Annotated in this window: 8 protein-coding genes and 1 pseudogene; 5 read left to right on the top strand and 4 right to left on the bottom strand. The window is 50.1% G+C overall.

Annotation, left to right across the window (positions count from 1 at the left end; genetic code table 11):
* Positions 1–103: 103 nt before the first annotated feature.
* Complete coding sequence (locus AC3Y2E_RS02895; protein WP_379206942.1) at positions 104–352, top strand: hypothetical protein; 249 nt, start codon at positions 104–106, stop codon at positions 350–352.
* 22 nt (positions 353–374) lie between these two features.
* On the opposite strand, the gene AC3Y2E_RS02890 is transcribed toward AC3Y2E_RS02895, so the two are convergent.
* Together AC3Y2E_RS02890 and AC3Y2E_RS02885 are read right to left on the bottom strand one after the other, a co-directional pair.
* Positions 375–1,241 (bottom strand): amidohydrolase family protein, encoded by an 867-nt coding sequence (locus tag AC3Y2E_RS02890; RefSeq protein ID WP_379206940.1) that lies wholly within the window; start codon positions 1,239–1,241, stop codon positions 375–377.
* Positions 1,242–1,293: 52 nt separating this feature from the next.
* The gene (locus tag AC3Y2E_RS02885; protein ID WP_489957166.1) at positions 1,294–3,744 is read right to left on the bottom strand and encodes a hypothetical protein; all 2,451 of its coding nucleotides are present in this window, start codon (positions 3,742–3,744) and stop codon (positions 1,294–1,296) included.
* Between the two features lie 699 nt (positions 3,745–4,443).
* On the opposite strand from AC3Y2E_RS02885, the gene AC3Y2E_RS02880 reads away from it, so the two are divergent.
* Positions 4,444–5,748, top strand: a complete 1,305-nt coding sequence (locus AC3Y2E_RS02880; RefSeq protein WP_379206936.1) for an ABC transporter substrate-binding protein — start codon at positions 4,444–4,446, stop codon at positions 5,746–5,748.
* A gap of 608 nt (positions 5,749–6,356) precedes the next feature.
* Entirely contained in the window at positions 6,357–7,247 is an 891-nt protein-coding gene (locus AC3Y2E_RS02875) for an AraC family transcriptional regulator (protein ID WP_379206934.1), read from the top strand.
* Between the two features lie 57 nt (positions 7,248–7,304).
* Here AC3Y2E_RS02875 and AC3Y2E_RS02870 read toward each other — a convergent pair.
* Positions 7,305–7,823: pseudogene (locus AC3Y2E_RS02870) on the bottom strand (stalk domain-containing protein); the annotation flags it as partial.
* Between the two features lie 102 nt (positions 7,824–7,925).
* Positions 7,926–8,108 carry a hypothetical protein gene (locus AC3Y2E_RS02865; protein ID WP_332074798.1) on the bottom strand — a complete coding sequence of 61 codons (183 nt, stop codon included), beginning with the start codon at positions 8,106–8,108 and terminating at the stop codon, positions 7,926–7,928.
* Positions 8,109–8,598: 490 nt separating this feature from the next.
* On the opposite strand from AC3Y2E_RS02865, the gene AC3Y2E_RS02860 reads away from it, so the two are divergent.
* The gene (locus tag AC3Y2E_RS02860) at positions 8,599–10,416 is read left to right on the top strand and encodes an assimilatory sulfite reductase (NADPH) flavoprotein subunit (protein ID WP_379206931.1); all 1,818 of its coding nucleotides are present in this window, start codon (positions 8,599–8,601) and stop codon (positions 10,414–10,416) included.
* A gap of 60 nt (positions 10,417–10,476) precedes the next feature.
* Positions 10,477–12,201, top strand: a complete 1,725-nt coding sequence (gene cysI / locus AC3Y2E_RS02855) for an assimilatory sulfite reductase (NADPH) hemoprotein subunit (protein ID WP_379206929.1) — start codon at positions 10,477–10,479, stop codon at positions 12,199–12,201.
* Positions 12,202–12,682: the final 481 nt, after the last annotated feature.

Below are 12,682 nucleotides of genomic sequence, written 5' to 3'. Positions count from 1 at the left end.
CCACGAGGCCGGAGTTCGTTCCGGTCTTTAATTAAAACACCCATTGCATAGGGTCAACTTGTGATTTGTAAATTGTAAAAACGTGCTCACAAAGGAGATATCCATGCCAGCCTTCCAGCATGAAGAAGTAACAATGAAAGAGATGCAAGACGCTATGGCCTCAGGCGCCGGGAATGCCACGGTTGAAAGCAGTGGTAAAATAAAAAGTCCGGCCCCTGGCAGCCGAATTGGTACACCCGAACAGCTCCGACATAGCCGACGCTTCTTCGAGGCCGATCCGGTCCGCCAGTTCGCGGCCGAACAAAAAATGAGTGCAGATGTTGGCGTCGGGCTTTCGGCTCCTTTAACCTGATGAGGCGTTTACCCGTATCGTATCAGGATAACGGAACGAGCTTCAAGGCGTTGCCTGAGTATATTTTGGCAAGAACGTCATCCGGCAGATTGAGCGACCCAAGCACTTCCTGATGAACGTTATCGAAATAGTCGCGGCCGTACAAGATGCGGTCCTGGAATTCAAGTATAAACTCTCTCGCGAATTCCGGATCACGGCTGAACGCTCTCGCTCCCGAGCCTGCAGATATATCGCAGTACAGGTTCGGGTATTTGCGCAGCATTTCGCCAACCTTGCCGCCCGGCTGGACTTTTCCCGTCGGATAGGCGACTTTGTCGTACTGGTCGTCGCCGGATATGTGTGCCCAGAAACCGGGAGCATGGCCAAGGAAATACGTGTCCGGACAAGCCTTGACAGCGCGCTCGAAGGTGTCGATGCCGCCGCCGTACCACCAGTTCGGACGGGGGTACGTTGACCCTGTAGCGAACTCGTAGTCGATATGTACCGTAACCGGCAGCCCTTTCTCCCCGCAGAAACGGAATAGCCGGATCGCGTCCGGATTGTCGTACATCATGCGCAGCTTGATCTCGCCATATACGCGGACGCCGTACAGCCGGATCGCATGATCGAGTTTGTCGATCGCATCAGGACGGCGCGGATCGGGCGCGTAGCCTAAAATGAATTTGTCCGGATACTGCTCCGCATACCGGACGCAGCGGCGGAACGATATCGGGCCGTCTGGCAGCGATGCGTCGGGGACCTGTTTTTTGTATGTCGGGCTGTATTCGTCATCCGGGCATTCCCAGCTAAGCAGCCAGGTTTTGTCGATGTTGTATTGCTTCATATTGTCCAAATACCGTTCGATATCATACCCATACCAGTCCGGATGATTATGGCAGTCGATAATCATGGATCGTAACCTCGCTTTATCGGTGGTGGTGTTGGCATTTTACTAATCCTGATTAAGCAACAAAAATCTTGTTAGCTACTATGAAGTTTGCAGCATCAACGTTGTTGTTAGAAGCTTCATTGCTTTTAACAGTCGCACTTCTGTTCGTTGTTAATACTGCAACATTAAAGAACCCGTAGCTGCTAGTAGAGTATAAATATTTGCCCGTCCAAGACGCCATATTGACGCTAGACTCAACAAATAGATTTACATTGCCAAACATGGAGTCGCCCCGAACAATGGCCGATGACCCAGACACAGTTACATTCGACAATCTAATATTTACAGCTGGCGAATATGTTGCGAACTTTGGCTCAACTAAAGGTGAATTAACTACTATACTGCCGCCACCGTTAAAGGTAATGTTATTGCAACCAACCATAAATCTATTGCTTATAGTTAAAGTGACACCGGCGTTAATAGTGAAAATAATGTTCTGAATATTATTCAGTACCGAGAAATCATAACTTGCTGAAATAGTTAAGTTGCTGGTTAAGTTAATTACACCATTCCAGTTAGAACCAAGTATCCGAATAGCCTCTACCAAATCAGATAAACTCTGCACAGCGTTATTGGCACCAAAAGCGTTACTGGCACCCAAACCTATACCCTTATTTCCTGGACGTGATGTGTCCATATAGATTGGTAGCTTAACAACATTCTCACCTTGCAATCCTACTTGCTTAATATTTCGTAAGTCAGACACATAGAATCCATTTATTGCTTTATATGTTGGCACATTAGATATTTTGAGAAACGCTGTGTTAGTGTACTGGTCGTAAGGAACACCATCTAATAGATTAAACAGTGAATTATCTCTATAGTACGATGAACCCTGTAAGTGTACATAATGACCCTTATCGCTAGACATACCGCAACTGTAAATAACTGACGTACCTGAACGTAATTGCATGCTGCGGATGTTACCCCAGTTGTATACATCTAACTTACAGTTGTAGACAATCCAATCATGCATCATAATATCATTCGGGCCTTCGATATGTGGTGTAAATATCGAAATGCGGCCGCCAAATAGCATATACGGTGCACCCCACCCCTCTGTTACTGTGTCATAGATAGATACGTCAGCATTTACTGCTGTGAGCGCTGAAGTTAAACCCTGCTTAGATACCGGTAATGCACTATGACTGTAAACTAAACCGTCTGTTACAGAACTAGCTGCTGTAGATACTTGTCTATTAATATAACCTTCTCTAATAACTACTGAACCAGTTGATCCACCCAAGTAAAGTCCTTGATTGTGCGCTAAGATACGTGGTCTGTTGAATACTAAATTCCAAGCTGTGCAGCAAGTAATGCCTACTTTTGGAGACAGATCGTCTGGATTATAGTCACCCCACGACGCTTGATTCTGAGGCCTAGCCCATGATCCAAGCGTTCCGATCGCTACATTAATATTTCCAGACTCAGTACCAAATGCGTTAAGGCCGATCCTTGTTTTGCGTCTGGTAACTAAGTTAAATCTGTACTCACAGCCACGTACCATAGAGTGCGTGTTAATATTTGCTGAGTAGTCGAAGAACTCTGTACTGTCTGAAATCAACACCCAACTATTGTTTACATACTTGAACATCGGTGTGTACAGTGCAGCTACCTCTAAGTTATCGCCATCGTAGAATAATGTGGCTCTATTTTTTTGAGTCATCACCTCTGGTCTTGCAAAATAATTCAAGTTACCTTCACAGGTTATAGTGCCTTTACACGGTAGACGCAGCGGGTTTGTATAGCGGTAGCATCCGCGAGGAAAGTGAAATGTCAATGATGGTATTGCATGTTGTAAGGCATTAGGGTCTGTTGTTCCGACTTCTGGATTGAAGTGGTGATTAAAACAGTTGTATAAAGCTTGGTAATCATCTTTAACACCATCACCTACAGCTCCAAACCATTTAACATTAATAGCAGCGTTGTCAGTTACCCTTACCCAGCCATTAAAGCAAATGCCACCATCATTTTTGTTAGATTTAGTTGAGTCGTATACAAACTCACCGCCACCTTCTAAAATACCTTGCGCAACATCATAATGCTTTACGAAAACCCTAGAGCCGTTAGCTGGATTAGAAATAGCTAGCATCTCGCTAATATCTAGTAATCCACTATTGATTTCTTGTTGGTTTATACCTGTTGAATCTTTAATGGCACTCGCTGGATGCGCTCCAGCCGTATCACGACCTGTCAGCTCGTTATGGGTTACAAGCTCAAGCTTCGCCGCTATTCCTGGGGGAATTTTGCCCTTGCTGTTAGACCCTTCGTATACGGCACCAGCAACCGATAAACCCTCTTCCCCGTAAGCCGTTAACGATCCCGGGAGTATGCTGCCCGCCGCTAAGGCCGCCCCAGCTATGCCGAGCGACGACAGCATTGCTCTTCTCGTGAGCAATGGCGGTTTGCCGCTGGAATCCAAACCCTTATCTTCTTGTATTTCATCCATTTCTCGCCGTTCCATCAAGTATGCCGCCTCCCATTTTCAATTGGATTTTTATACCTGTATGCGAAATGTATGCGATTACAGTCATTGTAGACGGTTCTTTTTAGAATAACTCGCCAAAATCGATCGTTTGATGAGACAAAAATGTTTTTCTCCGCCGCTAAACAGGCATCGCGTGCAGCCTACGGAACTTCGAGGGATTCATCCGCTCATATTTCGTAAACACGCCGACGCCGACTTGATCTCGCTCTTTTTCAAATGGCGTCGTCCAACCTTTCAGGGAAAGCTCCATCTGGAATGAATCCGACGTAGTACGCGGAGCCCAATCCCAAACACATTGCCAATGTCCGTTCTTCAAAAAAACAGCATATCTCCATACGGGGGTCGGATGGACAAATTCCAGCGAATGCGGATTTCTTCGAAAGAAGGTCGGATGAATGCGGACGCCATATTACTGGACACTGCCTTCCATTCGGGTCAGTTTGTTGGTCATCTCGAACATCTCATCCCACATCCATCTGTCGCAGGCTGCACGCGATGCCCGTTTAGCGGTGGCAAAAAACATTTTTTTTGACGCATCAAACGAGCATTTTTGGCGAGTTATTCTGAAAAGATCCGTCTACAATGGCTGTAATCGCATACATTCGCATACCGGTATAGAAGCGATTACCAACTTGAAAGTGCTTTTTAAACTAAATAACGAAAAGGGTGTCATTCATGCTAAAGCCATCGATTGCGCTCGGAACGGCGGGACTGCTGCTTGTACTCACCGCCTGCTCCGGATCGGGCACGCCGGATGCCAGCAAAGAGGCGGGGGGGACTCCTGCCCAGCACGAGAAAAAAGAACCGATCACGCTTTACTTTTACAACGTCGGCGACAACTTCAACCCCGAAGGCTACTTCGAGGAAAAGTTCGGCAAAACGATCAAGGAGAAATTCCCTCACATTACTCCAGTGCTGATCCCTACCACGACCGGAGCGCTTGACAAGCAGATCGCGACGAACCAGTCGATCGACGTCATTTTCGGCTCTGTCGGCCTCGTCTACAACAGCATCTTTTTGAACGAAATGCAGTACGATATCGAACCGCTCGTCAAAAAATACAGGACGGATTTAAGCCGCTTCGAGCCGCAGGCGCTCGAGATGATCCGGCAAATGAGCGGCGGTAAGCTGTACGCGCTGCCTTTCGACACCGCAGCTTCCGTCATTTACTACAACAAAAACTTATTCGACAAGTTTGGCGTCCCCTACCCGAAGGACGGCATGACCTGGGACGAGCTGTACAACATGTCGGTCAAGCTGACGCGCAACGAAGGCGGCGTCCAATATTACGGCTTCACGATTTCGCCGAATCATTACTTTTTGCGCAACCAAATGTCGCTCAACTTCGTCGATCCGCAAACACTGCAAGTGTCGCTGACGAACGACAACGTCAAAAGCCTTATGGACAACATCGCCCGCTTTTATCAAATTCCCGGCTTCAATCCGGATAAGGCAAAGATGGACAGCTTGACCAAAATGTTTTTCAAGGATCAAGTGTCGGCGATGTGGACGCCGGTGGCCGGTCTGCATGTCGAGGATGCCCTGGCCCCACTCAACTGGGATATCGTCTCGTACCCGAAGATGAACGGCTTTGGGCCACAGCCTTATCCGGTCTTCATGTTCCTGAACGTCGGCAGCAAATACAAGGATGACGCGTACCAGGTGATGGACTTTTTGTCCTCCGAGACGTTTCTAACAGAGAAGGCGAAGGCGGCGACGTTCATCCCGTCGCTGAACAGCGCTAACATTTCGAAAGTATTCGGCCAGGACGCCCCTCTGTACAAAGGGCGCAATGTCGCCGCGATCCCGCTGAAAGATATGGCGAAGCCGTCTCCCCAGAGCAAATATTACTCTGCTGCGACGGCGCAGCTAACGAACGCCTTGCGCGGCATTTTGTACGAGAGCAAAGACGTCAATACGGCGCTTCGGGATGCCGAAGAAGCGGTGAAGAAAACGATCGAGGCGGACAAAAAGAAGTAGCTGCGGAGGCCGAAGGTCGGCGGAAGCGGTTTGAACGGAAAGCGGAAAACAAACATGCCGGAATGGTACCCGGAAACGGGCTCCGGCCGGTATGTTTGTTCTTTCGGGAGAAAAGCGCGGCCAATTGTACCCATTTGCATCCGAAAAAGAGGAAATCCGGCGCTAGCGTCGAACATATTGGCTTTGGCTTTGGAGAATTCTCCACCATTACGTAGATAACACGTTTCTTCGATTGTCGGTCCATGCAGCATCGCGCCATTGGCCATTTATTTGAACGATAATGAGTGTCGCTACACTACTCATGGACATTCAAATTGGTCTATTATTTTTTGAACGCGCTTACATATCATTATGCTGCATCGTAACTCGAACGACGTGTCATGCGCCACGTTCCAGTAGAATCGTTTTCAAAGCACGGCTGCCCTGTATGACAGTCTCGCCTGGAGTACATGTTCAATCGCATGCCTGTGAAGGAAAGCGTTTCGCTTAGATGGCAGGTACTTTGGCAAAATGATTCACGACTTTGCGGACGCCGCGGATCATCTCGTCGATAAATTGATGCAATACGGTCACAGGAGTATCTCATCGGAAGATGCGGAGGAATGTGTATGACCACGTTTCCTTTTCTTTGGGAGGACCACTTGCGCCTCGTCTCGTTTCGCAAAGGCGGACTGCCGTTATTTATCCGGCACTATCATAACGCCATAGGCTACTCGAACCATCATCATGAATTTGTGGAAATTTCGCTGATTACTCGCGGACATGGAACCGAGATCATCAATGGGGTCAAGCACCCCCTGAAGCAAGGAAGCATCTCTTTGCTGCTCCCGTATCAATTGCACGCGCTGGAATTCGATGAGAACCAACCAGACGGTCTGCACAAGATCAGCGTCATGTTCGATATGCAGTTGCTATTCCAGACTGATTTCGCTGAAGTCGGCAGATGGATTGTCCAGTTGTCGGACAACATGACTCCGTTTTATGAGCTGGCGCCCGCCGCCTATGAAGCGATTGCCGCTGTGTTGACTGTATTGAACAACGAGTACAACGCCGATCCCGAACCGATGGGCAAGCAGGGGTTTATGCGTCTCCAGCTGTTGGTAGCGATCTACTTGTACTTTCGCCACCATCCCGGCTTCGCCTCGATGGAGCAGCCTTCTCCCGCGCAGCCGACTGAATGGGATTATGTCAAATACGTCCATACGCATTTCCTGGAGGAACAGTTGTCGCTGGAAAACGTTGCACAGCATTTTGGCGTCAACGTGAATGTGTTTCGCCATGCGTTCAAACGTCTCGTCGGCAAAAATTTTCTGGAATATTTGCACGAGTTGCGCGTACGCCGAGCAACCGGCCTGCTCAGCGCCACAAATATGTCGGTGGTGGAAATTGCCTACGAAGTCGGCTTCTCTTCCTTGCGCTCGTTTATCCGTGTCTTCAAAGAAACAACCGGCTTGAGCGCAACCGACTACCGCAAACAGCACACACGTGTGGACGAATAGCACAAAAAAGATGGTGGAACATTCTACTTGGATTACCCCGACAAGAATCTGGCAATTATCCCTGTCGAGGATTGGAGCAACAGACATTTCGACGGATTTTCCATTGACGTCAGCAAACTTATGATCGATAACTAAAATGATTTTGGTTCCTGCTTTTTCACCGATAATCGTTTGGCTGGCCTCATCCCAACGGATGCTAAGTCCTAGCTTCTCGAAAATCGGGCGGAAAGGGACGACCAGCGTACCTTCATCCGTAATAAAAGGCGATATCTCAAAAGTAACAGGTACAGCATCGAGTATAACTTTTATTTGATTCTGGGTTTGCTCTTTTTGAACCTCTTTCGTGATGACGCCTTTTTTCGCGAGGTTATCCAGAATGACAGTCGCTTCCTCGTTAAGTGGATTATTGTCAACGATTACGGTTTTTAAGTTTCGGATCGTTTCCAATACGGCAATATCCTGAATATTATTGTTATCCAGATACAAATGCTCCAACGTCGGATGGTTTCTCAATGGTTCCAATTCTTGAATCTGATTGCTGCTCACTAGCAGCCACTTCAGTTTTGCCCCCGTCACCGGCGATAAATCTATAATTTGATTATCGCTTGCAAGGAGGTCTATTAGCTTTGTTAAATTAGCTATTGGGTCTTGTTATTATCAATCACAAGCTTCTGAAGATTATGTAAGCTGCTTATCGGAGAGAGGTCGTGTATCTGATTTTTCGGCTGCTTGCTTTAACTCTGCATGAATAGCTTTTTCCAGTATTCCATCCTTAATAATCGATTCCGCAAATAATGGTTTTGGCGTTAAAATAATCAACATGATACTAAATGCCAATAATCCACTGAAAATTTTCCGCATATTGATTCTCTCCCAATTTTTAAATCTCCTTCAACTACACTAATATACCAATTAATAGCAAAACTATAGATGAATTATTACTAAAAGGGTCTATTGGGAGTGAATTAACAAAGTCCGGTCCCAGGGAAATCGGCGCAGAGCTTTTTGAACAATCTGGGGGATAAGTTTTTATTTTATCTCTCATAGAGACGGGGTCTAATGGCGCGGTTTCCGCCGATTGCAAAGAAGGTCAATATATATAACAAGGTTTTGATTATATTGTCATTGGTGCAGGAACAACAGTTATGCGCCAAAGAGGCTGTCTGTCGGAGTACTCCGTCGGAGGTCTTTTTTCCGTTATGCTTTCCTTTTATCAGTATTCCTGATGAATCCTATAAGATCACTCTAATTGACCGATACCGCCTGTAGTGGTAGGGTTCAAGAGGGAAGTATAATTTAGATAAGAATACTTGGAATTTATTTCAGTGGATGTTAGGCGAGGTGTATACGTTTGGAACTTCGAGTCACGAACAGTCCCTTTAGTCAGGAGCAGGCCGAACTGCTTAACCGGCTGCTGCCGACGCTGACGGAAGCGCAGCGCAATTGGTTGAGCGGCTACCTCACGGCCTTTCAGGCGGCAGGTTCATCGGCCGTATCGAGTACGGCAGTGTCTGCGGCTGCAACCGGCAGCGGAGCGGCTGTTTCCAAAGAAGCGACCGTGATCTACGGATCGCAGACCGGCAACTGCGCGGGGCTAGCCAAGAAATTCGCCAAAAGGCTGGAGGAGCAAGGCTTCCGGGCTTCGCTCTCCTCGATGAGCGATTTTAAGACGAACGGCTTAAAGAAGGTTGAAAACCTGTTCATTCTGGTCAGCACTCATGGGGAAGGAGACGCTCCGGACAACGCCGTTACCTTTTACGAATTTCTTCATAGCAAAAGAGCGCCGCGGCTGGAAGGTCTCCGCTTCTCCGTGCTGGCGCTTGGGGATACGTCCTACGAGTTTTTTTGCCAGACGGGCAAAGACTTTGACAAACAACTGGAAGAGCTGGGCGGCCAGCGGCTTGTTCCGCGTGTCGATTGCGACGTCGATTTCGGCGAGAGCGCAGCAGAATGGATGAATGCCGTCCTCGCGAAGCTCGGCGAGTCGGCGGCTGCGCCGATTCAGTCCAGCGCAGGTTCGGTGGTTGCCGATACGGAATCGGAATATTCGCGATCGAATCCATTCCAATCGGAAGTGCTCGATAATCTGAACTTAAACGGCCGTGGATCGCAGCGCGAGACCCGCCATATCGAGTTGTCGCTGGAAGGCTCGAATCTGCGGTACGAGCCGGGCGACAGCCTGGGCGTCTATCCGGAGAACAATCCTAAGCTCGTCGACGACTTGATCGAAGCGATGGGCTGGAACGCGGACGAAGCCGTACCCGTAAACAAAAACGGCGAAACACGGCCGCTGCGCGATGCGCTGCTTCGTCATTACGAAATTACCGTGTTGACGAAACCGCTGCTGGCGCAGGCACTGCAGCTTACCGCAAATGACGGGCTGAAGGAACTGCTGGAGGCGGGACGAGAGCAGGAGCTTAAGGCGTATATCGCTGATCGGGATTTGCTCGACCTGGTGCAAGATCATTCGCTGAAAGGCGTGCCGGCCGGCGAGTTCGTTTCCATTTTGCGCAAAATTCCGCCGCGGCTGTACTCGATCGCCAGCAGCCAAGCCGCAACTCCGGACGAAGTGCACGTTACGGTCCGAGCGGTGCGTTACGAAGCGCATGGGCGCGTCCGCCACGGCGTCTGCTCCGTTCAGCTTGCCGATCGGGTAGAGCCGGGCGATACGCTGCCGGTATTTATTCAGCACAACCCGAATTTCAAGCTTCCTGAAAATCCGGATACGCCGATCATTATGATCGGTCCGGGAACCGGCGTCGCGCCGTTCCGGGCGTTTATGGCTGAGCGCCAGGAAACGGGCGCGGCAGGAAAATCGTGGCTGTTCTACGGCGACCAGCGGTTCTCCACCGACTTTCTGTACCAGACCGAATGGCAGCGTCTGCTGAAGGATGGCGTGCTGACACGGATGGATGTGGCGTTCTCCCGCGATACCGAACGCAAAGTGTATGTGCAGCACCGGATGATGGAGAAGAGCCGGGAGCTGTACGCATGGCTGCAGGAAGGCGCGCATGTATACGTATGCGGCGATGAGAAGAAGATGGCCCACGACGTCCATGCCGCTTTGGCGACGATCCTTGAGCAGCACGGGGATTTGAGCCCGGAGGAAGCCGAATCGTATTTGATCCGTATGCAGCAGCAGAAACGTTACCAGCGGGACGTTTATTAAAATAGGCTGGGGGTAGTCGCAGCCTCGTTATAGAACAATTGCGAGAGGAGATGGCATGTCATGTCGGACAACAATTTGCTTTCGCCAAAAAGTGCGCCGCACAGCGAAGTAGAGCATATTAAACGGGAAAGCAATTATTTGCGCGGAAGCCTCGAAGAGACGCTTCAAGACGTCATCACGGGATCGATTCCCGAAGACGACAATCGATTGATGAAATTCCACGGCAGTTACATGCAGGACGATCGGGACTTGCGGAACGAGCGGCAGAAGCAAAAGCTGGAGCCGGCTTATCAGTTCATGCTGCGCGTACGCGCGGCAGGGGGCGTCGTTACGCCGGAACAATGGCTCATGCTGGATCGTCTGGCGGAGGAGGTTGCCGGCTCGACGATTCGCTTGACGACGCGTCAATCGTTCCAGCTGCACGGTATTATTAAATGGAACCTGAAAAAAACGATCCGCGAAGTGAACGACGCCCTGCTAAGCACGTTGGCCGCCTGCGGCGACGTGAACCGCAACGTGATGTGCAACCCGAACCCGTACCAGTCGGACGTTCATGCTGAGGTGTACGAGTGCGCGCGGCAAGTGAGTGAACATTTAAACCCGCGGACGAGAGCTTATTACGAAATTTGGCTCGACGGCGAGAAAGTGGTGGACAGCCAGGATACCGAGGCCGAACAGGAGCCGATCTACGGACCGGTTTACTTGCCGCGCAAGTTTAAAATCGGCGTAGCGGTTCCGCCGTCCAACGACGTGGACGTCTTCTCGCAAGATTTGGGCTTTGTCGCCATTGTCGAGGACGGACAGCTGCAAGGCTTCAACGTCTCGGTAGGCGGCGGGATGGGGATGACGCACGGCGATCCGAAAACGTATCCGCAGGTCGGTCAAGTGATCGGATTTTGCAAGCCGGAGCAGATTGTCGACGTGGCCGAGAAAACCGTGACGATTCAGCGCGATTACGGCGACCGCGCGGTGCGGAAGCATGCCCGGTTCAAATATACGATCGACGACCGCGGCATCGACTGGTTTATCCAGGAATTGACGAATCGTCTTGGATGGAAGCTCGAAGAGGCGCGCCCGTACCGGTTCGACCATAGCGGCGACCGTTACGGCTGGGTGAAGGGCAGCAATGGCAAATGGCATTACACATTGTTCATCCAGAACGGACGGATCAAGGACGAGGAAGGCTACCCGCTCATGACCGGTTTGCGGGAAATCGCCAAAGTGCATTCGGGGGATTACCGGCTCACGGCGAACCAGAACCTCATTATCGGCAACGTATCGGCCCAGAAAAAGAAAAAGATCGAGGAAATGATCAAGGAATATGGGCTGAACGACGGCAAACAGCATTCGGCGCTGCGAAGAAATTCAATGGCATGCGTAGCCCTACCGACTTGCGGGCTGGCGATGGCTGAGTCGGAACGTTACCTGCCTTCCCTGATCGACAAGATCGAGCCGATGCTGGACGAAGCCGGCTTGCGCGAAGAGGAGATCGTCATCCGGATGACCGGCTGCCCGAACGGCTGCGCCCGGCCGATGCTGGCGGAGATCGCCTTTATCGGCAAAGCGCCGGGCAAGTACAATATGTACTTGGGCGGCGGATTCGCAGGCAACCGGCTGAACAAGCTGTATAAGGAAAATATCGGTGAGGCGGACATCTTGGATTCGCTGCAGCCGATCGTGCACCGTTACGCGAAGGAGCGAAACGAAGGCGAGCATTTCGGCGATTTCGTCATACGTACCGGGTACGTGAAAGAAGTCAGCTGCGGGCAAGAGTTCCATTCGTGACCGCCCGGTTGTGTTGTAAACCATACTCAGACCGTTTCGAGTTTATGTGAGCTTCACTCAGAACCGATTATCCTCGAGAAAAAGGACCTCGGCCTCCCACTTTGCTGTGGAAGCCTGAGGTCCTTTCGTTTAATTTATCGGAAAGTGTATCGCGGAAGTGGCTCTAAATCTCGGTAAACGCCAGCGTCAAAGACGCCGGTAGGCGTTTATCCTTGTAATATCAGAATCTTCAAGTGCTCCACCGTACAAAAGTAAAATGGGGGTTCCCTTACTTGCGTTGTTGCCGTTTATGAGCTTAGAGCGGTTAAGCGGCTTATGCGGTGAGGCCCGGTGGTCGTTCACTCAGATGGGGTTGTTCTGGGTTTCGTCAGCGCCAGGGCCACCCCCGGTCTTTCCGTTCTCTCCCCCGCAGCATCGTAACGGACATCACAGCAGCTTACAACCGGAAAAAGCGCAAGTTGGAAGCGTAACGGACATCAGA

The organism is Paenibacillus sp. MAH-35, from assembly GCF_058135425.1.
This window is presented reverse-complemented; position numbering and strand designations above follow the sequence as displayed.